Consider the following 26,911-nt stretch of genomic DNA (forward strand, 5'->3'; position numbering starts at 1 on the left):
AGCGAAGAACGGAGCGGCACCTTGAATGCACTTCCCGCCCTGCCACCCGCCGAGGACGAAGTACTGTCCCAGGCGGAGGCCGCCTACCGGCAGCTGCGCGACAAGCTGATCATGCTCGAGATCCGGCCCGGCGAGCCCATCAATGACGGCCAGCTGGCGGCCGAGCTCGGCTTCGGCCGCACTCCTGTGCGCGAGGCGATCAAGCGGCTGGAGGTGGACCATCTGGTGGTGTCCTATCCGCGCCGGGGAACTTTTGCCACCACCGTGGACTTCACCGAACTGGCTGACGTCTCGGAGGTCCGGGAGCTGCTGGAGCCGCTGGCCGCCCGCAGTGCTGCCACGAGGGCAAACGCCGCCATGCGCCGCGAACTCCTGGAAGTCGCCACGATCATCGCGGAGCTTGATCCCAGCCCTGCCGAGTCCCGCGAGCTGATGCGCTATGACCTGACAGTGCACCGGTTGATCTACAAGGCGGCTGCCAACCCGCACCTGGAAGACACCCTGATCCGCTACGACAACCTGGCCACCCGCATCTGGTGCCTGGTCCTGGACAAGGTGCCCTCGGTGAGCGGCCACATCACCGAGCACGTGGAGCTGCTCAAGGCGGTGGCCGCGGGCGACGCCGACAAAGCCGGCGAGCTGGCCCTGCACCATGTCACAAGCTTCGAAGAGACCATCCGCAAGGTGCTCTAGGCGCCCCAAGGCAGAAACGCTCTCTCACTTTTGGCCTTAAACCCCAAGACGCTCTCTCACTTTCCTGAAGAAAGTGAGAGAGCGTCTCGTGTAAACCTGAAGAAAGTGAGAGAGCGTCTCGTGTAAACCGGCAGGAAGTGAGAGAGCGTCCTGCGTTGCTTTCCAGTCCTGTCTGCTTCCTAGTGGCCGCCGCCTCCGATCACTCCTGCTTCCACAGCCTTCGTGACGGCGTCCGCCTCGACCTGGGTCAGTTTGCCGTCGGTGACAGCCTGGTCAAGCCGGGTCTTAAGTTCGGCCGCCCGTTCAGCCTGGCCGGCCGTGCGGATTTCTTCCAGGGCTGCGGTGACCTTGGATTCTTCGACGCCGAGTGACCCAGCCAGGTCCTTGGCCATCGCCGCGTCCATGGCGGAGCGGTCCGGTTTGGTCCCCTCGGTTGGCTTGGTTCCGTCAGCCGGTTTGTTGGCATCCCGGAACGCCTGGAGGGCCTCGGTCACCTTGGACTCCTCCACGCCGAGCTTGGTGGCCAGGTCGGCAGCCAGCTGGCCGCGGTCGCCGCCCCTGTGGCCGCCGCGCATGCCGCCGTCAGTGGTTGTGGATCCGTCGGTGGACGCGGTGCTCTGGGCCGTTGCGCTGGGGCTAGGGGTTTCGGCCGCCGAGGCCATCCCGGTGACTCCCGGCCCGGCGCCGAGCGCCAGTGCCCCGGCCGCCAGGCCGAGCGTGATTCTCTTCGTGCGTGACATCTGATGTCTCCTCGATCCGCCGTGTGAACGGCTCTTTGGGGAAGAACGGCCGGTTTGCACCGTCCTTCACTCAAAGATGCGGCACCAAGGTATGGCGCTGCTGTTCGGATCCTGTCGGCAGGCTGTGAATGCGGGCCGGGAGATCAGGTGGAGGGTCGAGGGCATCCACGCAAGGTGGTCAGCTGTTCCTCTTCCAGCCCTTCGGCCACTTCACGTTCAGCAGCAGAAGGCCCAGCAGGAGCGAGTCCACTGTCATGATGGCCGCCATAAGGTAGGCCCAGCCGATCATCATGCGGTGTTCACCGCCAACCTGCGGCACGAATTCTTGGCTGGCATCGATGGTCGCATGACAATCTCCTGACGTGGATCCCCCCAGTCACTCGATAGTCCATCAAGTGTGGCATGGCCGCAGTCAGGACGGAACGGCCGGGACTACTCGAATCCTGCCGCGGTCATACACCGAAAGGCGCGCGGAATACTCGTTAGATAATCGCCGCGCGCAGCTGCTTGGCGGCCAGTGCCGGATCCTCTGCGCTGTAGATGGAGCCACCGACGACGGCGACGTCCGCACCGGCGCGCTGTACGGCTTCAATGGTGGACAGGTTTACTCCACCGGCCACCGAAAACGGCACCCGGGCTTCCTCCCCTGCGCTGAGCAGCAAGTTGAGGTTGTAGCCCGGCTTGGCCTGCTCGTCGAGGCCTGCGTGGAACTCAATGAACTTGGCGCCGAGTGCGCGGGCTTCCTTGGCGCGGGTGACTTTGTCCGCGACGCCGATCAGGTCAACAACAATCCCCTTGTTGTGGGCCTTCGCCGCCTTGACCGCGCCGGCGATCGTGGAGTCATCCGCGCTGCCGAGGACGGACACCAGGTCCGCACCGGCGCCGAAGGCGATCTCGGCCTCCAGTTCGCCGGCGTCCATGGTCTTCATGTCCGCGAAGACGATCTTGTCCGGGTGGGCGGTCTTGACGGCGGTCACGGCGGACAGGCCGGCGTTCTTCACCAGCGGGGTGCCGAGCTCGATGATGTCAACGTATTCGGCGACCTTGCCCGCGAGCTCGAGGGCGGCTTCGACGGTCAGGACGTCCATGGCGACTTGCAGTTTCACGTGGTGTCTCTTTTCTGGTTGGGGTTGGGTCTCGGTGGAAATTGGCGTGGTTTACTCGAGGTTCGCGTGGCGCCGCCAGAGTTCCTCGGCAGCGGCCGCGTCCTCGTCCCAAAGGCTTTGGAAGACGGCTTCAGTGGTGGTGAACAGCACCTGTTCGAAGAGGCTGCCCGAATACTGCCGGGACACCGCCGAGCCGTGGTCCGTTTTCCGGGCGGCCGGGATAAGCACGACGGCGGCAGCAACCGCCGCGAGCGGGGAACCGGCGTCAGTGGTGTAGGCAGCGACCCGCGCGCCCTGGCCGGCCGCTGTCTCCGCCGCCTTGACGACGCCGGGGGTGGTGCCGGAACCGGAAGCCGCGAGCAGCAGGTCCCCTGCGCTGATGGCAGGCGTGGTGGTCTCACCGACCACGTGCACCGTCAGTCCCAGGTGCATCAGCCGCATGGCCGCCATTTTCAGGACCAGCCCGCTGCGGCCGGCTCCGGTCACGAAGATCCTGCCCGCCAGCCGGAGCTCGGTGACGAGCGCCGCCACCTGAACCGGATCAACGCGTCCGGATACAGCCCTGATCTCGTCCTGGACCAGGTCCCGATTGCGGCCAAAGGCGCGGGACGCATCGGCCAGGACGGCCGGATCGGTTTCGGCGATGACGCTCATCTGCGGGTTCCTCCTTCACGAAAGTTGCTACCTATTCATCCTCACCCGCCCGACAGGTAGTTCCAACGCCATGATTGAACGGTATTTACTACCCAAAGGGATAGGTCTATTCCCGTGGCGTCGTAGACTGGGCAGGTGGAAGCCCCCGACACAGTCCTGCTGGAAGCCGTTGCCGCCCTGGCCACCGCCCCGCTGGCCACCATTGCCCAGCGGCTGCGGGAGGCCACCCTCCCCTATCTGGGAAGCAGCGCCCTGGTCATCTTCACCGAGGACTGCACGGGCAGGCCGCAGAAGAAGGCCGGAGACGAATCGATCATCAGCCGGGTCTCCATCGCGGAACTGGACCAGATCCGGGCGTCGCTCTCCGCGGCAGGGGGACTGTCGCCGGGTGACCGGTGGCAAGGCGGAGCCGTGCTCGGCGGCGAGGAACGCCAGGTCCTCGCCTTGTCCTCCCCCAGCAACGCCCTGTTGGTCCTCGCCGACCCGCAGCTGCCGGATCCGGCCGGGCACGATGCAACGGAGAGCATGCTCCGCTACCTGTGGACGCTGGCAGCGGAGCGGATCCGCGAAAAGGTGGCGGACGCGCCGCCGTCGTACCTCATCGAATCCCGCGCGGCCTCGGCCGAGCGGGTGAGGGTGACGGCGGAACTGGTGGATCACCACTCCACCACCCTCGAAACCCTGCTCGCCGCGCTGCGGTCGCCTGCGCTCAGCGACGACGCAGCACGAAAGTCCGCCACCGATGTCGCCGCCAGGGCGTTGGTGGGACTCCGCACCCTCAACGACCGCACCACCGAACTCGTGGAGGAACCGGTGGCCACGGCTTTCCAGCGGCTGCGCGAGGACCTGAAACCGCTCATGAACTTCAGCGGCATCGACGTCCAGTTCATCGAGCCGCCCGTCAACGGCCGTGCCCTGCCCGGCGAAGTGGCTCACGCGGCCCGCGCGATCGTCCGCGGGCTGGTCCTTGCCATGGTGGACCAGGCGGGAGTGCGGCGGATCCGTACGCAGTGGGATTGCGACGGCGAGAACCTCCTGGTCAACGTCCGCGACGACGGACCCGGCGAGCGCTCCGCGGCCGCGCCCGCCATGGCCCGCCTCGCCCAGCGGGTGGAAGCCCTCGACGGCAGCATGTCCGTGGATGTGATGCCCGGCTGGGGTGCCGACGTCGCCATCTCACTCCCCCTTGATCCGCCTGCCCGCCCGCTGGCCGACGTTTCCGACTGGAAGCTCGGGGACCGCGAACTCGAGGTGCTCCAGCTGCTCGCCGCCGGACAACGGAACCGGGCCATCGCCGCGAAACTGCACATCAGCGAGAACACAGTGAAGTTCCACCTGCGCAACATCTACCGGAAAGTGGGCGCCACCTCCCGCACCGAAGCGATCGCCATGGCCCACAGCAACGGTGTGCGGTAGCCGTGGCCATCGAAGTCCGTCCGGCGACCTGCTTCGAGGACGTGAAGGCGGTGGTGGGCCCCAAGCGGCCGGATGCGACCGTGTGCTGGTGCTTGAGCTATCGCATCCCCTCCAAACAGAACCTGGCGTTGCGCGGCCCTGAGCGCGGCGAAGTCGTCAAGGAGTTGGTCCGGCAGGACCCGCCGCCCGGGGTGCTCGCGTACGACGGCGACGAGGTGGTGGGCTGGGCCGCTGTCCATCCGCGCGCCGATACCAGCTTCGCCCGTAACCGTAAGATCCCCCACGTAGACGATGTCGACGTGTGGTCGGTGTGGTGCATCCGGGTGCGGCCCGGGCATCGAGGCAAGGGGATTTCCCATCACCTGCTGCAGGGCGCCATCGACTTCGCCCGCAGCCACGGCGCTCAGGCAATCGAAGGCTATCCGGTCGATAACCAGGGCCGGAAGGTGGACATCACCATGGCCTACGTCGGCACGCGCAAGCTCTTCGAGGAGGCCGGTTTCACCAAGGCCGCGGACACCGACTCCGTGCTTAACGGCTTCCCCCGGGTGCTGATGCGCCTGGACCTGTCGTGACGACCCCGCGCTTAACGCAATGCCGCCTGACGCACCCGTCTCGGCATAGGATCGAAAGTGTGGAACTAACCGAGAGGACGCTCTAAGCGGCCTTGTGGCGGGTAAGCAAGCCGCAGAAACTACTTAAGGGTATGGATCATGGCTTCGAAGAACGACCCCGAATCCGACGTCGACGCGGACTCGGGCCAGCACGGCGGCGTCCAGTCAGTGGACCGGGCAATGGCAGTCCTGGAGATCCTGGCCCGGGACGGCCATGCGGGCGTGAGTGAAATCGCCGAGGAGATGGGCATCCACAAGTCCACCGTGTCCCGGCTGCTGGGCTCGCTGGTGAGCCGTGAAATGGTCCACCAGAACAGCGAGCGCGGAAAGTACCAGCTGGGCTTCGGCATCCTGAGGCTGGCGAGCTCCATCCCCGGACGGCTCAGCCTGGTCCGTGAAGCCCGCCCTGTACTGGAAGGGCTGGCCGAGGAATTCAAGGAGACGGTGAACCTGGCCGTCCTGCGCTCCAACTACGCCGTCAACGTGGACCAGGCCATGGGACCGTCAACGCTTGCCACCTACGACTGGGTGGGCAGCCTGACCCCGCTCCATGCGACTTCGAGCGGCAAAGTCCTCCTGGCGGCGCTGTCCGCGGACGACCGGGACCGCATCCTGAAAGAGACCGGCCTCCCGGCCCGGACGCCCCGGACCATCACCAACCGGAAGGCGCTCGAAACCCAGCTCCTCGACGTCGCCCGCGACGGCTACGGCGTGGTCCGCGAAGAGTTCGAAATCGGCCTCAACTCGATGTCCGTGCCGGTGTACAACCACATGGGTGCTGTGATCGGTGCGGTCAGCATCTCCGGGCCTGCCTTCCGTTTTGATCCCGAAAAGGCACCGGGACTCCTTGAGGCGCTGAAAGAGGCGGGACTGCAGATCAGCGCAAGAATGGGCTACACCCGCCGCTAAGGCATCAGGTCCAGGACGCCCCACGCCGGCAGCGCTCAGGGGTCCACTTCGGGCCGGGCGGTGAGGATCCGATTGGCATTGACCTGGAGGATGCCGAGCGACTCCTGGATCAGGGGTGAGGCGATGCTGCCCCTGCGCACCGCGGCGACAATGCGGCGCGTGGGTTTCGCCCTACCGGTGATGCGTAGCCGAACCACGTTTTCGGCACCATGCAAAGGCGCCAGCCGGGGCAGCAGGCCGACGCCCAGCCCCGCACCCACGAACGCGATCTGGGTTTCCCATTCAACGGCCTCGTGGGCAATCCTCGGTGTCACCCCGACTGCCGTGAACGCCGCGGTGAACAGGGAATGGTAGGTGGAACCGACTGCCTCCGTGATCCATGGTTCCGATGCCAGTTCTTCAAGCGTCGCTGTTTCCCGTGATGCCAGCGGATGGTCACCGGGAATGATGACGTCCAGCGGATCGTCGAGCAGAACTCTCTGCTCGAAGCGCGGATCGTCCTCACCATAACTGTCGGACTGCATGGCGACAATGACTGCAAGGTCGATTCGTTCCGCAATCAACAAGTCGAAGCAGCGGGCCGGATCAGCCTCAAGAACCTGCACCTCCAGCAGGGGGCGGGTTGAACGCAGGGTGGCAGCCAGCGGCGCGAGCAACTGGGCGGCCGCCGTGGAGAATCCCCCAAGCCCAAAACGGGACTGCACCTGGTCACCGGCCTCCATGGCCTCGGCGCGCAGGCTCTCCCATTCCGCGATGAGGGTGTCCGAGCCCGCCACGAGAAAGCGTCCCGTGGCGGTAAGACGCACACCCCGGCCGTCCTTCGTCAGCAGCTGCATTCCAAGCACGCGCTGGAGCTCCCGCAATTGCGCGGAGACAGCGGAGGGAGAATAACCCGTGAGCTCCGCGGTTGCGCCAATAGTGCCGCACCGGGCAAACACCCGAAGTGTTATGAGCCGTGGATCGATCATGCATCTATTCTGCATGGTTATCTTCAAAATCACGCGCTTTTGTTGCAGCTCCCGTGACCCTAATCTCATCATTACAAGTACTTCGACCGGCCGTTAGCACCCGCCCACGCATGGCCGCCGCAACACCCACTACCCATGCCTCCCGGGAGGAAACCCATGACTGCTTCAGTGAACGTCCCCCTCAATTCACGCGGAAAACTCGCTGCATCCTTGCCGGCCGAGCAGCTGGCAGAAATTACCGCGCTGTTTGAGTTCCGGCGCACCGGCTACTCCCTCGATGCGCCCTTCTACACCGATCGCTCGATCTTCAACATCGACATGGAGGCCATTTTCGGCCAGCACTGGATCTTTGCCGCGAGCACCGCCGAACTGCCGGAGCCGGGCGACTACGTCACCGTCGACTACGGGCCCTACTCCCTGATTGTGCTGCGCAACGACGACGGCGCCGTGAACGTCCTGCACAACGTATGCCGCCACCGCGGCGCCCGCGTTCTCACCGAAGCTGCCGGGTCAACCGGAAACCTGGTCTGCGGCTACCACTCCTGGACCTACTCCCCGGAGGGTAATTTGATCCATGCCTCCGCGCCGGGGGAAACGAAGTTCGACAAGAGCTGCTTCGGCCTCAAACGCGCCCACGGCCGCGAAGTCGCCGGACTCATCTTCGTCTGCATTGCCGATGATGCGCCGACGGACTTCGACGAAACCGCAAAGATCTTTGAGCCCTACCTGGCGCCCCACGATCTCTCGAAGACAAAAATCGCCTACCAGCAGAACATCATCGAAGAGGGCAACTGGAAGCTCGTCATGGAGAACAACCGTGAGTGCTACCACTGCGACGGCCACCCTGAGCTCGCCTGCTCCCTCTTCCCCACCTGGGGCCTGACGGAGGGCCTGATCCCGCCCCATCTTGAGGAAGTGTGGAACCGGAACAAGGAGGCTCAGTCCTCCCTCGAGGAGCGTTGCCGCCGCTACGGCCTTCCCTACGAGGTGGTCGAGCAGCTTGACACGCGTATCGCGGGAATCCGTATCTCACGGGAATCACTCGATGGAGAGGGTGAGTCGTTCTCCGCGGACGGGCGGAGGCTTTCCAAGAAGCTGCTGGGTGATTTGCCCGACTTCCGCCTTGGCCGCTGCTCGATGCACCTGCAGCCCAACAGCTGGTTCCATTTCCTCGGCGACCACGTGATCACGTTCGGCGTCTTTCCCATCAACGAACACCAGAGCCTCGTACGCACCACCTGGTTGGTGGCTGACGACGCCGTGGAAGGCGTCGACTACGACCTGGAGAAGCTCACCTACACCTGGAAGCAAACGAACCTGCAGGACAAGGCGTTCGTGGAGCTGTGCCAGCAGGGTGCCGGCAGTCCCGCCTACGAGCCCGGTCCGTACATGAAGAGCGAATACCAGGTCGAGGCATTCATCAACTGGTACGTGCAGCGCGTGCAGGAGCACTTGGCATGATTGAACTCCTCACCGAAACGGCAATCCAGGAACCACAGCGTATTCGCGGTCTTGAGATGCCGTGGAACAGGGTGATGGGAAGCCCCGAGGCACCCGCACGGGCAGCCCGGGCGTTGGGCCCATGGCATCCGCAGGAGTTCATGGCCGAATGCGTCGAGACCGTTCCCGAGGCCGGCGCCATGATGACCTTCGTGTTCCGCCGATGCGACGGTGCACCCCTGGCGTTCCGTGCCGGCCAGTACGTGAACGTCGCATTTCCCGTGAATGGCGAGGACCAGGAACCGGTGGACCGCAGCTACTCGCTGTCCAGTTCGCCCACCGAGCCGTGGACTTTCAGCATTACCGTCAAGTGCGACCCCACGGGATTGGTCTCACCCTGGGTGCACGAGAACGTCAAACCCGGCACCGTTCTTGAGATGCTGGGACCGGTGGGAGCATTCCACCTGCCCGATGCCGACCGACGGGCACGGTATCTCCTGCTTGCTGCCGGCGCAGGCATCACCCCCATCATGTCCATGGTGCGGACCATCCACTCCCTGCCCGGACACGCCGATGTTGTGGTGCTCTACCACGGCTCGGATGCTGGAGGCTTTGCCTTCCACCGGGAACTGGCCTATATCGCCTCCGTGGACTCGCGCGTCAAGGTCCACTACTCCCTGGGCGACCGCAGCGTACCGGAGGGGTGGGAAGGGCTCAGCGGAAGGCTGACGGCGGCCATGCTCGAGGAGGTGGCCCCTGATGCCAACGGCCGCCAGGTGTACGCATGCGGTCCCGAGGGTTACCTGAACACCGCCACCGAGCTCCTCCAAAAGGTCGGCGTCGATGACACTTCCATATACATGGAGTTCTTCTCGGGAGACCGCCAGACGCTCCTTGAATACCAGGCGGAGGTGGCACTTGCAGCCGACGTCGCGGAGGAGATCGCCGAGGAGATCGCCGAATCCGCCGAGGACTACTTTGAAAGCCAGCCCGCCGCATTCGGGCTCTACGAGCCTGGCTACGACGCCGACGGGACTCTGCAGGCCTCGGGTCTGCCGCTGGAAATCAGCGGCCCGGAGGCACCCGGCTCCGACCCCGCCGTCGACAGCCCGGGCCTGGAGCCGGAAGCCGGTTCCCCTGACGCCTCGAGCTTCGGCACGGTGGGGACAGGCAGCCTCACCATGTCCTTCATGCGTACCGGCATCAATGTCCGGATCGATCCCACCGAGCGCATCCTCGAGGTGGCCCAGCGTGCGGGCGTCAGGATTGGCGCGAACTGCAAGGAAGGCATGTGCGGCTCCTGCAAGGTCGTCAAGCTTTCAGGGGAGATCGAGATGAACCACCAGGGAGGGATCCGGGCGCGGGAAATCTCGGCGGGCAAGTTCCTGCCCTGCTGCTCCACGGCGCAGACGGACCTGGTTATCGATGCCTAGCCCCTGCCCCGGCCCACCGTCAAGGCGCAGCCGGATTGCCTGAAATAGGGCTTAAGACTTCAGAAAAACCTTGACACGTGACTGTGATACGGGCCACGCTGTTGCTTATGGCGAGACGTGTTGCTCTTTACGGAACAACTGCCGCGATGCAAGCAAAGCTGACCTTGAACAATGAATGCCAGGAAGGCCCCGATCTTCCGCCCGGTTTGGGGACACCGGAGTACAGCTTCAGCCCATGAATTCAAACCAAAGGACTTGACATGGCTTTGAACAGCGACATCCGCACGGATGCCCACCCCCCCGTTGAGCTGGAGGAGCCCAAGCTCGTTCCTGCGTCCGAGAACTCTCCTTCCTCCCACGATTCACACGATGCCGAGGACACCGAACAGATCATGCAGGAACTCCGCCAGACCAAAGCCGAGCAGGCTGTGGCAGAGCGGCGGAACCGCAAACTCACCCTCGACAAGGCCACCTTCGGCATCACCGGGGTCCTGGCCCTGGCCTTCGTGGCGTGGGGCTTCCTGGGCCGGGACAGCCTGGCCGCCACGTCAACAGCCGCCCTCGACTGGGTAATGGAGTACACCGGCTGGCTCTTTATGGTCCTGGCCTCGCTGTTCGTTGTTTTTGTGCTCTGGCTGGCCCTGGGCAAGTGGGGCAACATTCCCCTCGGCAAGGACGGCGAGAAGCCCGAGTTCCGGACCGTGTCATGGATTGCCATGATGTTTGCGGCCGGCATGGGCATCGGCCTGATGTTCTACGGTGTGGCCGAGCCGCTGTACCACTACATCTCCCCTCCGCCGGGAACGGTGGACGGACGGACGCCGGCAGCCATCCAGACGGCCATGGCAACCTCCATCTTCCACTGGACCCTGCACCCCTGGGCGATGTACGCCGTCGTCGGCATTGCCATGGCCTACGGCACCTACCGCCTGGGCCGCCGCCAGCTGATCTCGGCAGCGTTCACGTCGCTGTTCGGCATCAGGACGGTGGAAGGGCCGGTGGGCAAGTTCATCAACATCCTGGCGATCTTCGCCACGCTCTTCGGCACGGCCGCTTCCCTGGGCCTCGGCGCCCTCCAGATCGGCAGCGGCCTGACGTCGAACGGCTGGATCGGGGAAGTGGGAACACCCATCCTGGTGGCCATCGTTGCCGTCCTGACAGCCTGCTTCGTGGCCTCGGCGGTGTCCGGCATCAGCCGCGGCATCCAGTGGCTGTCCAACATCAACATGGTCCTGGCCGTGATCCTGGCGCTCATCGTTTTCCTCGCCGGGCCCACACTGTTCATCCTCAACCTCATTCCCGCAGCAGTCGGTGACTACGCCAGGGACCTGGCCGAGATGTCCTCCCGCACCGAAGCCGTGGGCGACGAGGCGCTCCGGACCTGGATGTCCGGCTGGACCATCTTCTACTGGGCCTGGTGGGTATCGTGGACGCCGTTTGTGGGCATGTTCATCGCCCGCATCAGCCGCGGCCGCACCATCCGCCAGTTCGTCACCGGCGTCCTGCTGGTCCCCAGCATCGTCAGCGTCATCTGGTTCGGTATCTTCGGCGGCACTGCGTTCCACGTCCAGGAGGAAGCGGACAAGGCGGGTACCCCCGGACTGGTGTCCATGGCCAGCGGGTCACCGTCCATCGACTTCGACGGCGCCCTGTTCGACCTCGTCCGGAACATGTCCATGCCTGCCTGGCTCACCGCAGCAGTGGTGGTTCTCGCCATGGTCCTGGTGGCCATCTTCTTCATCACCGGAGCCGATTCCGCATCGATCATCATGGCATCCCTGAGCTCCAACGGGTCCTCCGACCCGAAGCGCGGCCTGGTCATCTTCTGGGGCCTGCTCACCGGCGCAGTAGCCGCCGTCATGATGCTGGCCGGCGGCGATGAACCCTCGGAGGCGCTCTCCGGCCTGCAGCGGATCACCATCGTGGCGGCCCTGCCGTTTGTGCTGGTCATGCTGCTGCTGTGCTTCGCCCTGGTCAAGGACCTGCGCCGGGATCCGCTGTCCCTCCGGCGCCGACTGGCGGACTCGGTAGTGGAGCGCGCCATTCGCAGCGGCGTGGACCAACACGGCGGCGTCCAGTTCGATCTCGTTACCAAACATCAATGTGATCAGCGCTGTCCGGACGACGGCCGCTGCGCGGCTTCCCCCGCTGACACCCAAGCCCCCGCAAAGAATTAGGAGTAGACCATGACCACAGTCCTCGAAGGCCGCCCCACCGGTAACGCGACGGTGGAGGCCGGCGACGTTGCCGGCGTCCGCGGCACCGACACCGTACAGTATGTCCTTACCCTTGCGTGCCCGGAGCGCCCCGGAATCGTCCGGGCCATCACGGCATTCCTCGCTGATCGCGGCTTCGACATTGTTGAGCACCAGCAGTTCGATGACCACATCAGCGGCAAGCTCTACCTGCGCACGGCCTTCACTCCGGGAGACAAGGAAGTTTCCGCGGAAGGCCTCAGCGCGGAGTTCGCCGCCATCGCCGAAGAGTTCGACATGGAATTCGCCATCCACGATGGCCGCCCCCAGCGCCTGCTGGTGATGGTTTCAAAGTTCGGCCACTGCCTCAACGACCTCATCTTCCGCTGGCGCGCCGGCAGCCTGGGTGCGGAGATCGCCGTCGTGGTGTCCAATCACGAGGACCTTCGCCCCATGGCGGAAGCCGCCGGCCTGCAGTTCATCCACGTCCCGGTAACGGCCGCTACCAAGCCCGAAGCTGAAGCGCGCCTGCTGGAACTGGTGGCCGAGTACAACGCTGACCTGGTGGTCCTTGCACGCTACATGCAGGTCCTGTCCAACGACCTGTGCGCCAGCCTCCGCGGCCGTGCCATCAACATCCACCATTCTTTCCTGCCCGGGTTCAAGGGTGCCAAGCCTTACCACCAGGCCTATGACCGCGGCGTGAAGCTCATCGGAGCCACCGCGCACTACGTCACCGCAGACCTGGACGAGGGCCCGATCATCGAGCAGGAAGTGTTCCGGGTGGACCACAGCCTGGACCCGAACGCACTGGTCACGGTAGGCAGGGACGCCGAATCCCAGGCACTGTCCCGTGCAGTTAAGTGGCACTGCCAGCACCGGGTCCTGCTCAACAACACCCGCACCGTCGTCTTCCGCTAACGCCAACGCCTCTTACGCAAAACAGGAGAAACAACCCATGAGCGCATCACCACGCGTTGTCATTATCGGCGCCGGCATTGTCGGAACCAACCTTGCCGACGAACTCGCCACCCGCGGCTGGACCAACATCACGGTGGTGGAACAGGGCCCGCTGGAACTTGCCGGCGGCTCCACGTCGCACGCGCCGGGCCTGGTGTTCCAGAACAACCCGTCACGGACCATGACCGAATTCGCCACCTACACGGTCAACAAGTTCCTCTCCCTGAGCAAGGACGGGGAGTCCTGCTTCAACCAGGTAGGCGGCCTGGAACTGGCAACCACCCCCGAGCGCCTGGCCGACCTCAAGCGCAAGATGGGGGTGATGACCTCCTGGGGAGTCGAAAGCCGGATCATCGACGCTGATGAATGCGAAAAGATCTACCCACTGTTGAACACCGGTAAGCTCACCGGCGGCCGCGAGGTCCTGGGCGGCCTGCTCATCCCCACGGACGGGCTGGCCCTGGCTGCCCGTGCCGTGCAGCTGCTGATCGAGCGTTCCCGCGAGCGCGGCGTGACCTACCTCGGCTCCACCGCCGTGACCGGCATAGAACAGACCGGCGGTAAGGTCACCGGCGTCGAAACGGCCGACGGCGTGATCCCGGCGGACATCGTGGTGTCATGCGCAGGTTTCTGGGGCCGTGAACTCGGCAAGATGGCGGGCCTGGAAGTCCCGTTGCTGCCGCTGGCCCACCAGTACGCCATCAGCACCCCGCTGCCCGAAGTCGAGGGCGTCAACGAGCTCCCCAAGGGCGCCAGCAAGCCCATCCTGCGCTACCAGGACAAGGACCTGTACTACCGCGAATGGGGCGACCGCATCGGCATCGGCAGCTACGCCCACCGACCCATGCCGGTAGACATGTCCGCCCTGCCGAAGGTCTCCGCAGAGGAAATGTCGGACCACCGCATGCCCTCCCGCCTGGAGTTCACCCTGGAAGACTTCCTGCCCGCTTGGGAGGACAGCCAGGACCTGCTGCCGGCACTGCGTAGCTCCGAGATCCAGGACGGCTTCAACGGCATCTTCTCCTTCACCCCTGACGGCGGCCCGCTCATGGGCGAGGCGCCCGACCTCGAAGGCCTGTTCGTGGCCGAAGCCGTCTGGGTCACGCACTCGGCCGGCGTGGCCAAGGCAATGGCGGAGCTGCTCGTCGAGGGCCGTTCCCGCACCGACCTGCACGGCTGCGAGCTCACCCGCTTTGAGAAAGTCCAGACCAGCGACGCGTACGTCAGCGAAACGTCCCAGCAGAACTTCGTGGAAATCTACGACGTGCTGCACCCGTTGCAGCCCAAGGAATCCCCCCGGGACCTTCGGGTCAGCCCGTTCAACGTCCGGCAGAAGGAGCTGGGTGCATTCTTCCTGGAGTCCGCCGGCTGGGAGCGGCCGCACTGGTTCGAGGCCAACCGCGTCCTGCTCGAGGAGCTTCCCGCAGAATGGCAGGCGCCGGAGCGCGACGAGTGGTCCGCCATGTTCTACTCCCCCATTTCGGCGGCCGAAGCGTGGAAGACGCGTACCGCCGTCGGGCTTTACGACATGACGCCGCTGAAGCGGCTGGCCGTTGTGGGGCCTGGGGCCCAGGCTCTGCTGCACCGGCTCAGCACCGGCAACATCGCCAAGAAGCCCGGCGCCGTCACGTACTGCCTGCTGCTGGAGCACGACGGGGGCATCCGCAGCGACGTGACCGTCGCCCGGCTCGCTGAGGAACAGTTCCAGCTTGGCGTGAACAGCAACGTGGACTTCGACTACCTCCGGGTCGAGGCCAGGAAGCAGTCAGCCGCGGATCCGGCGCAGTGGGTCCACGTCTCGGACATCACCGGCAGCACCTGCTGCATCGGGCTGTGGGGGCCGCTGGCGCGTGAAGTGATCGGCAAGCTCAGCACGGACGACCTCTCCAACGACGGCCTGAAGTACTTCCGCACCAAGGAAATCTCGGTGGGCGGGATCCCCGTCACGGCCATGCGGCTCTCCTACGTCGGCGAGCTCGGCTGGGAGCTGTACACCACCGCCGAATACGGGCTGAAACTGTGGGACCTGCTGTTCGAGGCAGGCCAGGAACACGGCATCATCGCCGCGGGGCGCGGCGCGTTCAACAGCATGCGGCTCGAGAAGGGCTACCGGCTGTGGGGAACGGACATGACCTCGGAGCACCACCCGTACCAGGCCGGCCTGGGCTTCTCGATTGCCAAGGACAAGACGGGCTTCGTGGGCTGCGAGGCCCTGGCCGCGCGGAAGGAGCAGCCGCTGGACAAAGTGCTGCGCTGCCTGACCGTGGACGACGGCACGTCCCTGGTCCTGGGCAAGGAACCGGTGTACGTCAACGGCGAGGCCGCCGGCTATGTCACCAGCGCCGCCTACGGCTACTCGATCCGCAAGCCCCTTGCCTACGCCTGGCTGCCTGCCGCAGTATGCGAGGGCGACGCCGTGGAGGTTGAGTATTTCGGCCGGCGCATCGCGGCCACCGTCTCAGCCGAACCGCTGTTCGACCCAGGCATGGAGCGGCTGCGCGGCTAGGTTCTCTTTCGCCGGAACGACGGCGACACACCGGTAAAGCCGGTGTGTCGCCGTCGTTCTCGGTTTAAAACGGGCAGGAGGGCTCGCGGAAAAGGTTCCTAGCCTGCCGCGTATGCATCCGTCTCGCGCTGCAGGCGCCGGGTGATCAGTTCCACCCGGCGGGACATCCGGGTGCCCACCTGGAGCCGGTCGCCGGGCCAGCTGGAGGCCTCCCACGAGTCTTCGAGCGCCTTGGCCAGGGCACGGGAAAGGGCGTAGACCTTCCAGGCGTGCTTCATGTAGTGGACCGCGCGCCTCTTGTATCCGGGGGCTTCCCGCACGAGTCCGACGGCGGCCCGGGCCAGGGCTTCACCCAGCAGTTTCTCCCCGATTTGAATTCTTTCCATGCGGACCTTCACCATCCCCGGTGCGCAGACTGACTCTTACCTGACCCTTCCCTTCGAGTGTGGCGAACGTAGCTCAGCGTCGGCTCAAAGAAGTGCAAGGATTGGCTCAAGGTCCGGCCAGGGAGCCGACCGAGTATGTTGGGAAGCTGATGAAAGGTGGATCTCCATGACGGAACCGGACTGGGTAAAACACGCAATCTGGTGGCAGGTCTACCCGATCGGCTTTGTCGGCGCGGAGCAGGCTGCCGCTGAGCGGGCGTCCAAGGCGCCGACGTCCGAGGCGCCGGGCCAGACTGTGGCCCATCGGCTGGGGCAGCTGGTTCCCTGGCTTGACTACGTGCTGGAACTCGGCGCGTCCGGGCTCGCGCTGGGGCCCGTCTTCGCCTCGGAAACCCACGGCTATGACACCACGGACTACTTCAGGATCGATCCCCGGCTGGGCGATGACGCGGACTTTGACGAGCTCATCGCCCAGTGCCACGCCCGCGGACTGAAAGTCCTGCTGGATGGCGTCTTCAACCACGTGGGGCGCAGCTTCGGGGCGTTCCAGGGTGTGCTCACGGACGGTCCCGGGTCTCCTGCAGCCTCCTGGTTCCGCCTGCGGTGGCCGGAGTCCGGATGGGCGCCGGGGACCGAACCGGGCTACGAGGATTTTGAGGGCCATCATCACCTGGTGGCGCTCAACCACGACGAACCGGCAGTTGCCGCCCTGGTCACGGACGTGATGAAGCACTGGCTAGGCCGGGGAGCGGACGGCTGGCGGCTGGACGCGGCGTACGCTGTGCCGGCGTCGTTCTGGGCCCCGGTGCTGGCTGAGGTGCGCCGCGAGTATCCGGACTCCTATTTCGTGGGCGAGTACATCCACGGCGACTTCGCCGAGGAGGTGGAGCGGAGCACGCTCGACTCGGTCACGCAGTACGAACTGTGGAAGGCCGTCTGGAGTTCACTCAACGATGCCAACTTCTACGAACTCGCATCCGCGCTCGAGCGGCACAACGGGTTCCTGGACACGTTCGTGCCGCTCACGTTCGTGGGCAACCACGACGTCACCCGCCTGGCCAGCAAGCTGACGAACCCGGACCAGCTGGCGCTTGCGCTCACAGTCCTCCTGACCGTGGGCGGGACGCCCTGCATCTACTACGGAGACGAGCAGGCTTTCCGCGGCGTCAAGGAGGACCGGGCCGGCGGAGATGACGCCGTCCGTCCGGCGTTCCCCGCGGGGCCCGCAGAACTGGCGGAGGACGGCTGGTCCGTCTACCACCTGCACCAGGAACTGATCAGCCTCCGACGGCGGCATGCCTGGCTGCACCGGGCCCGCACCACGGTCCTGACGCTCAGCAACGAACACCTCGTTTACCAGGTCCGCGGCAACGGTAAGGCAGCAGCAGGTAGCACAGAGGAGGGCGGCGCAAGCGCCGCGCTGACAGTCGCGCTGAACCTTTCCGGCACGCCGGCGGACCTGCCCGTACCGTCCGGGTCAGGCGGCCTCCTGGCCGGGCGGGCCCACCGGCATCCGGATCGGGATGCCGTGGGCCTGCCCGGTTACGGGTGGGCAGTGCTCGGGAACAGCTAGCTGCTTTAGCCGACCGACGCCGGCCGGGCTGCCGCGCCTTCAGGGTGCGGCGTTGTTTCCGCGGGGTGCGGCACGAAGCGGACGAACATGGCCTTGAACCCGGGGGTGTTGGATTCACGGGCCACGTTTTCCTTGTGGACCAGGGCGTTGGCCTCGGGGAAGTACGCCGCGGCGCAGCCCTTGGCCGTCGGGTAGGCCACCAGCCGGAACTTGTCCGCCTGCCGGTCGTTCCCGCGGAATGTGCTCACCACGTCCACCAGGTCCCGGTCCTTGAAGCCGAGTTCGGCCAGGTCCTCCGGATGCACCAGGATCACCCGGCGGCCGTCCGAGATGCCGCGGTACCGGTCATCCACGCCGTAGAACGTGGTGTTGTACTGGTCGTGGCTGCGGATGGTCTGGAGGACCAGGTGGCCCTCGGGCGGGGTCAGGTACTCCAGCGGGCTGACCGTGAAACGTCCGCGGCCGATGTCCGTCTTGAAGGACCGGGTGTCCCGTGGCGGGTTGGGCAGCACAAAGCCGTTCCTGGTCCGGATCCGCTCGTTGAAGTCCTGGAAGCCCGGGATGACGCGGGAGATGTGGTCCCGGACCACGTCGTAGTCCGCGGCCATGGCCTTCCAGTCCACCGGGTGGTCCTCGCCGAAGGTGGCGTCTGCCATCCGGGCGATGATCACCGGCTCGGCGAGAAGGTGGTCGGAGACCGGGTGGAGCCTGCCCTGCGTGGAGTGGACCACGGACATGGAATCCTCCACGGACAGGAACTGGGCACCGCCCGGGTGCTTGTCGTCCTTGTCCGTCCGGCCCAGCGTGGGCAGGATGAGCGAGGTGCGCCCGTGCACCACGTGGGACCGGTTCGGCTTGGTGGACACGTGCACTGTCAGGCCGATGCGCTGCATCCCGGCTTCCAAGGTCGCGGTGTCGGAGCAGGCCAGGGAGAAGTTGCCGCCCATGGACACGAAGACGTCCACGTCGTCGCGTTCGAAGGCCTCCATCGCTTCCACGGCGTCGTAGCCGTGGCCGCGCGGTGACTGGATCTTGAACTCCTTGTCCAGTGCTTCCAGGAGCCATTCCTTCGGCTTCTCCCAGATGCCCATGGTCCGGTCGCCCTGGACGTTGGAGTGTCCGCGGACCGGGCAGGCGCCGGCGCCGGGCTTGCCGAAGTTGCCCTGCAGGAGCAGGACGTTGACCATTTCCTTGATGGTGTCCACCGAGTGGGGCTGCTGCGTGACGCCCAGCGCCCAGCAGAAGATCGTGGCCTTGGACCGGACCAGCATCCCGGCCACGTCCTCGATCTGCTTCCGGGCCAGGCCCGTGGCCTTCTCGGTCTCCGCCCAGTCCAGTTCGCGGCGGGCGTCGCGGTAGGCGTCGAAGCCGTCCGTCTGCGCGTCGATGAAGGACCGGTCGACGACGGTGCCCGGGTTCCGCTCTTCCTCCGCCAGGAGCAGGTGGCCGAGGGCCTGGAACAGTGCCAGGTCCCCGCCCACCTTGATCTGCAGGTACTCGTCCGCCAGCGGTGTTCCGTGCCCCACCACGCCGGAGACGGTCTGCGGGTCCTTGAAGTTGAACAGGCCGGCCTCCGGCAGCGGGTTCACTGCCACCACCTTGCCGCCCTTGTCCTTGCATTCCTTCAGCGCCGAGAGCATCCGGGGGTGGTTGGTGCCGGGGTTCTGCCCCACCACGAAGATGAGCTCGGAGTCGTGGATGTCATCCAGGGAGACGGTCCCCTTGCCGATGCCGATGGTCGGGTTCAGCGCTGATCCCGACGATTCGTGGCACATGTTCGAGCAGTCCGGCAGGTTGTTGGTGCCCAGGGCCCGCGCGAACAACTGGTACATAAACGCGGTCTCGTTCGCGGTGCGCCCCGAGGTGTAGAAGACGCAGCGGTCCGGCGTGCTGGCCCGGATGTGTTCACCGATCAGCTCGAACGCGTCCGCCCAGGAGATCGGCGAGTAATGCGTCTCGCCCTCGCGGATCACCACGGGTTCGCTGAGCCGGCCCTGGTTGCCCAGCCAGTACTCCGTTTTCCCTGACAGTTCGGCGATGGAATGCCGGGCCCAGAATTCGGCGCCGACCGTGCGCAGGGTGTTCTCCTCGGCCACGGCTTTGGCGCCGTTCTCGCAGAACTCCGCCGTCTTGCGTTTCTTGTCCGATTCAGGCCAGGCGCAGCCGGGGCAGTCAAAGCCGCCACGCTGGTTCAGCCGGAGCAGCGAATGGGCCGTCCGGGACACCCCGGCCTGCGCCACGGCGCGTTCAAGCGCAACCATCACAGCCTTGACGCCGGCCGCTTCCCTCTTCGGCGGGTGGACTTCAAGCTCGTCCTCGTTGATGTCCGCAACCGGGGCCGGCTGCCTGCCGAACCTGGGAGGTTTCATTGGTCCACCTTGGCCAGCGTCTCGCGCTCGGCCCCGATGGTGGTGTTGTCGCCGTGGCCGGTGCGGACCACCGTGGCGGCGGGCATGGTCAGCAGCCGTTCGCGGATGGAGGCGAGGATGGTCGGGTAGTCGCTGTAGGACCTGCCCGTGGCGCCCGGGCCGCCGTTGAACAGCGTGTCCCCGGAAAACACCGTCCCCTCCTCCTCGAGCTGGAAACACGTGGACCCGGGCGAGTGGCCCGGGGTGTGGAGGGCGCGCAGGGTTGCCCCGCCTACCCGGAACACATCGCCGTCCGCGAGGTAGCGGTCCGGTTTGATGTCGGGATAGACCTGGTCCCACAGCACCAGGTCGTCAGGGTGCAGGTAGATCGGGGCGCCCACGGCCTCGGCCACGGCACGTGCCGCGCCGATGTGGTCGTTGTGCGCGTGCGTCAGCAGGATGGCCAGGACCTTCCGGCCGCGGACCTGGCCGATGATGGCCTCCGCATCATGCGGGGAGTCGATGATCACGCATTCGTCGTTGTTTCCCACGATCCAGACGTTGTTGTCCACATCCCAGGTGCCGCCATCGAGCGAAAACGTGCCCGAGGTGACCAGGTTCTCGATGGTCACGCTCATACGGCGGCCGCTTCCGGGGCAGTCTCAGCGGCAGTGACGGTTTCGGCGGACGGGTGGATTTCGACCACGGAACGCAGCACCTTGCCCTCGTGCATCTTGGCGAACGCCTCTTCCACCTGGTCGATGGTGATGCGTTCGGTCACGAACGCGTCCAGGTCCAGGTTGCCCAGCTTGTAATGCTGCACCAGCATGGGGAAATCGCGGGAGGGCAGGCAATCGCCGTACCAGGAGGACTTCAGGGATCCGCCGCGGCCAAAAACATCCAGCAGCGGCAGCTCAAGCTTCATGTCCGGCGTCGGAACACCCACCAGCACCACGCGGCCGGCGAGGTCGCGGGCGTAGAACGCCTGCTTGTATGTCTCGGGGCGGCCCACCGCTTCAATCACGACGTCGGCGCCGTTGCCGCCGGTGAGGGCCCGGATGGCTTCGACGGGATCTTCCTTGCTGGAGTCCACTCCGTGGGTGGCGCCCAGGGACTTGGCCATTTCCACCTTGTTGGCGTCGATGTCCACCGCGATGATGGTGGTGGCGCCGGCCAGCTTGGCCCCCGCGATGGCGGCAATGCCCACGCCGCCGCAGCCGATCACGGCAACGGATTCGCCGCGCTTGACCTCACCGGTGTTGATCGCGGCGCCAATGCCTGCCATCACGCCGCAGCCGAGCAGCCCGACGGCGGCGGGATCAGCGTCGTCGTCAACTTTGGTGCACTGCCCGGCGGCAACGAGCGTCGTCTCCGCAAAAGCACCGATGCCCAGCGCGGGCGAGAGCTCAGTGCCGTCCTCCAGCGTCATCTTCTGCGTCGCGTTGTGCGTGTTGAAGCAGTACTGCGGCTGGCCCTTGGCGCAGGCGCGGCATTCTCCGCACACGGCGCGCCAGTTCAGGATCACGCGGTCGCCGGGAGCCACTCCGGTGACGTCCGGTCCCACCGCGCTGACCACGCCGGTAGCCTCGTGGCCCAGCAGGTAGGGGAAGTCCTCACCGATACCGCCCTGCTTGTAGTGCAGGTCCGTGTGGCACACCCCGCACGTGAGGATGTCCACCAGTGCTTCACCCGGCCCCGGGTCCGGCACCAGGATGGTCTCCAGCGAAACCGGAGCGTTCTTCTCCTTGACGACAACGGCTTTTACTTTGTGAACCATGATTCTTGTGTTCCTTTCCTGAGCCCGGGGGGCTCGCTGGCAACGGCACCCATTGCCAATCTAGCTGACTCGTTGCGGTTCCAAATCTTCTTCCAGCGGCTCAAGGCCCTGATCGGCGCCCTGGCCGGGGCCTTGGCCGGCGCCCGAAACCCGGACCTGATCCGGGCCCGGGCCCGGGCCCGGGACGGCGGCGTGCGCTACTGCCCGGGCTGCGGCGGGCACTGCGGCGTGCTCCGCCAGGACGCCCGTGCGGTGCCTGATCCTCAGACGGTAGAGCAACGCCCCGCCAATCGCGACTGCACCGACGAAGATGACGCCGCCCCACTGGAGGTACCACTCGAACGGCGGCACGGAGTTGTAGATCTCCGGGCGCGGCCAGATCAGGTTGAGGGTCATGGCACCGCCCCACAGTACGGCGAGGATATTTACCGGCATCCCCCATTTGCCCAGGCTGAAGCCGGGTTCGGTGTCGTCTTCAGCCAGCGGCCATTTCTTCTGCAGCCGATTCCGCAGCATCGGCACCGTGACCAGCAGGTAGGACAGGTAGATCAGGACGATGCTGATGCTGGACATGATGGTGAAAATTGCCGGCTGCGTGATGTTGACGATCAGCGGGACGACGGCCAGGATGCCGATGACGATGGCGGCAACAGTGGGCGTCTTGCGGGCCGGATCCACTTTGCTGAGCTGGCGGCTAAAGGGCAGGTTGTTGTCCCGCGCCATGGCGAACATCATCCGGATGGCGGCGGCGTGGACGGCCAGGGTGCAGACCACGACAGCCACCACGATGCAGACCAGGAATGCCTTGCCGAAAGGCCCGCCCAGCACGGACAGGACCACGTACTGCAGTCCGCCGTCCGCAGCGCCCACCTTCGGGTCGTTCAGGTCCGGCGCAGCCAGCAGCCCGCCGAGGAGGATCAGGCCACCGAGCACGAACGATGCGGTGACGGCGCGGAGGATTGCTTTGGGGGCGGTGCGCTTCGGGTCCTTGGTCTCCTCGCCAAGGGAACTCGCAGTGTCGAAGCCGTACATGACGTAACCGGAGGCCATGGCGCCGATGAGGAACACCCCGAAGAATCCCAGCGGGTGGTCGTCGCCGTAACCGGCGGTCTCGAAGAGGACTTCGGGACCGCGCACTACGTGCCAGCCCAGCGCCAGGATGAGCAGCACGGCCGCGGCCAGTTCCACAAAGACGCCGATGCTGTTGATCCGCGTCATCAGCTTCACGCCGAATGCGTTGATGAGGGTGGAGATGCCGATCATGATGCTGGCCAGGATCACGCCGTTGACGGCGAAGTCGTACGGACCGGTCCCGTCCCCGATGAACTGGAAGCCGGACCAGATCTGCGGCAGCGTGAGCTGCAGGGCCAGGGCGACGGCCCCAAGCGCCATCATGGAGGAGAGCAGGAGCAGCCAGCCGGCCAGCCATGCCCACGTCCCGGAGGAAAGCCGCTTGGCCCAGTTGTAGACCGAGCCGGCCACCGGGTAGCGGCCTGCCAGTTCGGCGAAGCACAGTGCCACCATCAGCTGGCCGGCGAAGACGAGGGGCCAGGACCAGGCGTACGCCGGCCCGGCCATGGAGAAACCGAAGTAGAACAGTTGAAAGACGCCGGTGAGGATGGAGATGTAGCTGACTCCCGCGGCGAAGCTGGCGAACTTGCCGATGCTGCGGTCCAGGGTCTGGGCGTAGCCGAATTCGTCCATGCCGCTTGAGTCGGCGCTTTTGCTGGGTGCCGATGTGGTGGGTTCTAACATCTGAGCTCCTAAGTTCGAATAGCACGATGCTGCCGGCCCGCTGCCTGAAGGCGCAGGCGTAATCAACGGCCGGCGCACAAACTGCGCCTGACCGGTTTCCCCATAGGTGATGCTTGGCTGGTGGCGCGCCTTACCTTTCGGTGGAAGTGCCGAACCAGCGGCTGGGACCCGGCCGGGTGTTCTGCCAGATGTGCTTGGTTTCCCGGTACTCCGCCAGGCCGAGCACTCCAAGTTCCCGTCCGTTGCCGGACTGCCCGAAGCCGCCCCATTCGGCCTGCGGGACGTAGGGGTGGTAGTCGTTGATCCACACGGTGCCGTGCCGCAGTGCCTGCGCCACGCGCTGCGCGCGGGATCCGTCACCGGACCACACTGCGCCGGCCAGGCCGTAGACGGTATCGTTGGCCAGCCGGATGGCCTCGGCCTCGGTCCGGAAGGTTTCCACGGTGAGCACGGGCCCGAAGGATTCCTCCTGCACCACGCCCATGGTGCTGTTGCAGCCGTCCAGAATGGTGGGCGGGTAGTAGCTTCCCGCAGCCAGGTGCGGCTGTCCGGGGATGATCCCCCCGCACACCAGCCTCGCCCCTTCGGCCACCCCCGACTGGACGTACGCGTGCACCTTGTCCCGGTGGGCGAACGAGATCAGCGGACCGGTCTCGGCCGTTTCGTCGAACGGACCGCCCAGGCGGATCTTGCGGGCCCTGCGGGCCACCTCGGCCACGAATTCCTCGTGGATGGACTCCTCGACGATCAGCCGCGCGCCCGCGGAGCAGACCTGCCCGGAGTGCAGGAATACGGCGGTGAGGGCGAAGTCGACGGCGGCCTCCCGGTCGGCGTCGGCGAACACAATGTTGGGGTTCTTCCCGCCGAGTTCCAGGGCAACCCGTTTTACCGTGCCTGCGGCCGCGGCCATGATGCGCTTCCCGGTGGCCAGGCCGCCGGTGAAGGACACGAGGTCCACCCGCGGATCGGTGCTGAGGACGGCGCCCACCTCCGGCCCGGTGCCGGTCACCAGGTTGGCCACGCCTGCAGGCACCCCCGCCTCCCGGAGCGTCTCCATGAGCAGGACGGCCGTGGACGGTGTCAGCTCGCTGGGTTTGAGGACAAAGGTGTTTCCTGCCAGGAGCGCCGGTGCCACCTTCCAGGACACCTGCAGCAGGGGGTAGTTCCACGGTGTTATCAGCCCGCACACACCCACCGGCATGTGCACGATCCGGCTGACCGCATCCGGGTTTCCGGTGTCGATCACCCGGCCCGCGTCCGTGCCCGCGATGCCGGCGTAGTAGCGGAAGCAGGCGGTGACGTCGTCGATGTCGTACTCCGCTTCGACGTACCTCTTCCCTGTGTCCAGCGCTTCCGCCCTGGCGTAGTCGGCCTTGTCGCGTTCCAGCAGCTCGGCGACCCGCTGGAGAACCCTACCCCGTTCGCGTTCCGGCGTTCGGGGCCACTCGCCGTCGTCGAACGCCCTGCGGGCGCTGGCGACCGCCGCTTCGGCGTCGGCCGCGGTGCCTTCGGCCACCACGGCAATGGCGGTTCCGTCGGCCGGGCAGCTGATGGTCCGGGTCCGGCTACCCGACGACGGCGACCATCCGCCGTCGACATAAACGCCCCGGGCGAGTTCCACTTGGGTTTCGATCGTCATGTTGCCTCCCTAGCCCTTCGCCGCTGCGGCGGCGGCCTGGTCCCGCATCAGCGGGCTGTGCCCATGGCGGTAGAACTCGGCATGCTGCGGGGCCAACGGGGCCGTTCCGGCAATCAGGTCGGCTGCCTTCTCGGCGAGCATCATCACCGGGGCGTAGATGTTGCCGTTGGTCACGTACGGCATGGCCGAGGCATCCACCACGCGGAGGCCCTTGACCCCGTGCACGCTCATGTCGAGCGGGTTGACCACGGCCATCGGGTCCGATTCCGGCCCCATCTTCGCGGTGCACGACGGATGCAGGGCTGTTTCGGCGTCGCGCGCCACCCAGTCCAGGATTTCGGCGTCGGTCTGGACACCCCGGCCAGGGGAAAGCTCCCCGCCGTTGAAGGGGCCCATGGCGGACTGGCCGAGGATGTCGCGGGCGATATGGATGGCCTCCACCCATTCGCGGCGGTCCTGGTCGGTGGAGAGGTAGTTGAACACCATGGAGGGGTGCACGGTGGGATCCGTGGATGTGATCTTGAGGCTGCCGCGGGCGTCGGAATACATGGGGCCGATGTGCACCTGGTAGCCGTGCTTCGCATCCGCCTTTTGGCCGTCGTACCGCACGGCGACGGGGAGGAAGTGGAACATCAGGTTGGGGTATGCCACCTCATCGTTGGAGCGGACGAACCCGCCGCCCTCGAAGTGGTTGGTGGCCGCGGGACCCTTGCGGCCCAGGAGCCATTGGAGGCCGATGAGCGGGTAGCGCCACAGGTCAAGGTTCGGCTGCATGGACACCGGCTGGGTGCAGGCGTGCTGGATGTAGACCTCAAGGTGGTCCTGCAGGTTCTCGCCCACACCGGGAAGGTGGACCACGGGCTTGATGCCGAGCGACTTGAGGTGGGTGGCGTCCCCGATGCCGGAAAGCTGCAGCAGCTGGGGGGTATTGATGGCGCCGCCGGACAGGATCACCTCTCCGGCGTTCACCTGGTGCGTCCTGCCGTTGCGGCGGTAGGTGACGCCGGTGGCAACGTTGCCTTTGAAGTTCACCTTCGTGACCAGGGCGCGGGTGCGGACCGTCAGGTTGGGCCGTTTGGCCCCGGAGCGCAGGTAGGCCCTGGACGCGGAAAGCCGCTGCCCCTTGTGCACGTTCCGGTCAAACGCCGCGAAGCCCTCCTGGCGGTAGCCGTTCACGTCATCCGTCAGCGGGAATCCCGCTTCCTGTGCTGCCTTGAAGAAGGCTTGGAACAGCGGGTTGGTGGCAGGGCCGCGCTCCAGGACCAAGGGTCCCGAGTGGCCGCGGAGGTCATCGTCCGGATCCGCCGCGAGCGCGTTTTCCATCCGGTTGAAGTACGGCAGGCAGTGCGCGAAATCCCAGGTTTCCATCCCGTCGTCGGCTCCCCAGCGTTCGTAGTCCAGCGGGTTTCCACGCTGGAAGATCATGCCGTTGATGGAGCTCGAGCCGCCCAGGACCTTGCCGCGGGCATGGGCCACCCGGCGTCCCCCCATATGCGGCTCCGGATCCGACTGGTAGCGCCAGTCATAGAGAGGATTCCCGCTGGGGAAGGTCAGGGCAGCCGGCATCTGGATGAACAGATCCCAGGGGTAGTCGCTTCGTCCCGCTTCCAGGACCAGGACGCTGCGCGTGCCCCCTGCGCTCAGGCGGTTGGCCAGCACGGAACCGGCACTTCCCCCACCGACGATGACGTAGTCGTAGCTGGTCTCTGTCATTCTGCAAAGTCTCCTTGTACGTCGCGAGGACCCGGCGTCGCCGTTCCTTGATCGAGAAGCAGGCCTGCACACCGCGGATTAGGGTT

Annotated in this window: 22 protein-coding genes; 10 read left to right on the forward strand and 12 right to left on the reverse strand. The window is 65.9% G+C overall.

Going from position 1 to position 26,911, the window contains the following annotated elements; translation table 11 throughout:
- Positions 1–21 precede the first annotated feature (21 nt).
- Positions 22–693, forward strand: coding sequence for a GntR family transcriptional regulator (locus JOE41_RS08880; RefSeq protein WP_209752091.1), 672 nt, complete (start codon positions 22–24; stop codon positions 691–693).
- A 179-nt stretch (positions 694–872) separates the two neighbouring features.
- Here JOE41_RS08880 and JOE41_RS08885 read toward each other — a convergent pair whose 3' ends face one another.
- The 4 genes from JOE41_RS08885 to hxlB form a co-directional block, all read right to left on the reverse strand.
- Positions 873–1,433 (reverse strand): phage protease, encoded by a 561-nt coding sequence (locus JOE41_RS08885; RefSeq protein ID WP_209752093.1) that lies wholly within the window; start codon positions 1,431–1,433, stop codon positions 873–875.
- Between the two features lie 178 nt (positions 1,434–1,611).
- Positions 1,612–1,752, reverse strand: coding sequence for a hypothetical protein (locus tag JOE41_RS08890; protein ID WP_156810710.1), 141 nt, complete (start codon positions 1,750–1,752; stop codon positions 1,612–1,614).
- Between the two features lie 163 nt (positions 1,753–1,915).
- Positions 1,916–2,539, reverse strand: a complete 624-nt coding sequence (gene hxlA / locus JOE41_RS08895) for a 3-hexulose-6-phosphate synthase (RefSeq protein WP_011693533.1) — start codon at positions 2,537–2,539, stop codon at positions 1,916–1,918.
- A 51-nt stretch (positions 2,540–2,590) separates the two neighbouring features.
- The gene (gene hxlB / locus JOE41_RS08900; RefSeq protein WP_011693534.1) at positions 2,591–3,193 is read right to left on the reverse strand and encodes a 6-phospho-3-hexuloisomerase; all 603 of its coding nucleotides are present in this window, start codon (positions 3,191–3,193) and stop codon (positions 2,591–2,593) included.
- Positions 3,194–3,328: 135 nt separating this feature from the next.
- On the opposite strand from hxlB, the gene JOE41_RS08905 reads away from it, so the two are divergent.
- The 3 genes from JOE41_RS08905 to JOE41_RS08915 all read left to right on the forward strand — a co-directional run bounded on the left by JOE41_RS08905 (position 3,329) and on the right by JOE41_RS08915 (position 6,132).
- Entirely contained in the window at positions 3,329–4,609 is a 1,281-nt protein-coding gene (locus JOE41_RS08905; RefSeq protein ID WP_209752095.1) for a LuxR C-terminal-related transcriptional regulator, read from the forward strand.
- 2 nt (positions 4,610–4,611) lie between these two features.
- Entirely contained in the window at positions 4,612–5,184 is a 573-nt protein-coding gene (locus JOE41_RS08910; protein WP_209752097.1) for a GNAT family N-acetyltransferase, read from the forward strand.
- A 138-nt stretch (positions 5,185–5,322) separates the two neighbouring features.
- On the forward strand, positions 5,323–6,132 hold the full coding sequence (locus tag JOE41_RS08915; protein ID WP_011693537.1) for an IclR family transcriptional regulator: 810 nt from the start codon (positions 5,323–5,325) through the stop codon (positions 6,130–6,132).
- Between the two features lie 35 nt (positions 6,133–6,167).
- Here the strand turns inward: JOE41_RS08915 and JOE41_RS08920 are convergent, their stop codons facing one another.
- Complete coding sequence (locus JOE41_RS08920) at positions 6,168–7,100, reverse strand: LysR family transcriptional regulator (protein ID WP_209752099.1); 933 nt, start codon at positions 7,098–7,100, stop codon at positions 6,168–6,170.
- A 156-nt stretch (positions 7,101–7,256) separates the two neighbouring features.
- On the opposite strand from JOE41_RS08920, the gene JOE41_RS08925 reads away from it, so the two are divergent.
- The 5 genes from JOE41_RS08925 to JOE41_RS08945 all read left to right on the forward strand — a co-directional run bounded on the left by JOE41_RS08925 (position 7,257) and on the right by JOE41_RS08945 (position 15,634).
- The gene (locus tag JOE41_RS08925) at positions 7,257–8,561 is read left to right on the forward strand and encodes an SRPBCC family protein (protein WP_011693539.1); all 1,305 of its coding nucleotides are present in this window, start codon (positions 7,257–7,259) and stop codon (positions 8,559–8,561) included.
- Positions 8,558–9,973, forward strand: a complete 1,416-nt coding sequence (locus JOE41_RS08930; protein WP_209752101.1) for a ferredoxin reductase — start codon at positions 8,558–8,560, stop codon at positions 9,971–9,973. The genes JOE41_RS08925 and JOE41_RS08930 overlap by 4 nt, the downstream gene beginning before the upstream one ends.
- Before the next feature lie 260 nt (positions 9,974–10,233).
- Positions 10,234–12,150, forward strand: coding sequence for a BCCT family transporter (locus tag JOE41_RS08935; protein WP_209752103.1), 1,917 nt, complete (start codon positions 10,234–10,236; stop codon positions 12,148–12,150).
- 9 nt (positions 12,151–12,159) lie between these two features.
- Positions 12,160–13,089, forward strand: a complete 930-nt coding sequence (gene purU, locus JOE41_RS08940; RefSeq protein WP_011693542.1) for a formyltetrahydrofolate deformylase — start codon at positions 12,160–12,162, stop codon at positions 13,087–13,089.
- 37 nt (positions 13,090–13,126) lie between these two features.
- Positions 13,127–15,634, forward strand: coding sequence for an FAD-dependent oxidoreductase (locus JOE41_RS08945; protein WP_209752105.1), 2,508 nt, complete (start codon positions 13,127–13,129; stop codon positions 15,632–15,634).
- Between the two features lie 98 nt (positions 15,635–15,732).
- Here JOE41_RS08945 and JOE41_RS08950 read toward each other — a convergent pair whose 3' ends face one another.
- On the reverse strand, positions 15,733–16,020 hold the full coding sequence (locus tag JOE41_RS08950) for a hypothetical protein (protein ID WP_011693544.1): 288 nt from the start codon (positions 16,018–16,020) through the stop codon (positions 15,733–15,735).
- Between the two features lie 166 nt (positions 16,021–16,186).
- Here JOE41_RS08950 and JOE41_RS08955 point away from each other — a divergent pair, with 166 nt between their 5' ends.
- Positions 16,187–17,593, forward strand: coding sequence for an alpha-amylase family glycosyl hydrolase (locus JOE41_RS08955; RefSeq protein WP_209752107.1), 1,407 nt, complete (start codon positions 16,187–16,189; stop codon positions 17,591–17,593).
- A 5-nt stretch (positions 17,594–17,598) separates the two neighbouring features.
- Here JOE41_RS08955 and JOE41_RS08960 read toward each other — a convergent pair whose 3' ends face one another.
- The 6 genes from JOE41_RS08960 to betA form a co-directional block, all read right to left on the reverse strand.
- Positions 17,599–19,962 (reverse strand): FdhF/YdeP family oxidoreductase, encoded by a 2,364-nt coding sequence (locus JOE41_RS08960; protein WP_209752109.1) that lies wholly within the window; start codon positions 19,960–19,962, stop codon positions 17,599–17,601.
- Positions 19,959–20,579 carry an MBL fold metallo-hydrolase gene (locus JOE41_RS08965; RefSeq protein ID WP_209752111.1) on the reverse strand — a complete coding sequence of 207 codons (621 nt, stop codon included), beginning with the start codon at positions 20,577–20,579 and terminating at the stop codon, positions 19,959–19,961. The genes JOE41_RS08960 and JOE41_RS08965 overlap by 4 nt, the downstream gene beginning before the upstream one ends.
- Positions 20,576–21,718, reverse strand: a complete 1,143-nt coding sequence (locus tag JOE41_RS08970; protein ID WP_209752113.1) for an S-(hydroxymethyl)mycothiol dehydrogenase — start codon at positions 21,716–21,718, stop codon at positions 20,576–20,578. The genes JOE41_RS08965 and JOE41_RS08970 overlap by 4 nt, the downstream gene beginning before the upstream one ends.
- A gap of 60 nt (positions 21,719–21,778) precedes the next feature.
- Positions 21,779–23,473, reverse strand: a complete 1,695-nt coding sequence (locus JOE41_RS08975) for an APC family permease (protein WP_209752114.1) — start codon at positions 23,471–23,473, stop codon at positions 21,779–21,781.
- A gap of 130 nt (positions 23,474–23,603) precedes the next feature.
- Positions 23,604–25,112 (reverse strand): aldehyde dehydrogenase family protein, encoded by a 1,509-nt coding sequence (locus JOE41_RS08980; protein WP_209752116.1) that lies wholly within the window; start codon positions 25,110–25,112, stop codon positions 23,604–23,606.
- Positions 25,113–25,121: 9 nt separating this feature from the next.
- A complete protein-coding gene (gene betA, locus JOE41_RS08985; protein ID WP_209752117.1) occupies positions 25,122–26,825 on the reverse strand; it encodes a choline dehydrogenase in 1,704 nt (567 codons plus the stop codon).
- Positions 26,826–26,911: the final 86 nt, after the last annotated feature.

It is taken from the genome of Arthrobacter sp. PvP103 (genome assembly GCF_017833075.1).
Classification (GTDB): Bacteria; Actinomycetota; Actinomycetes; order Actinomycetales; family Micrococcaceae; genus Arthrobacter.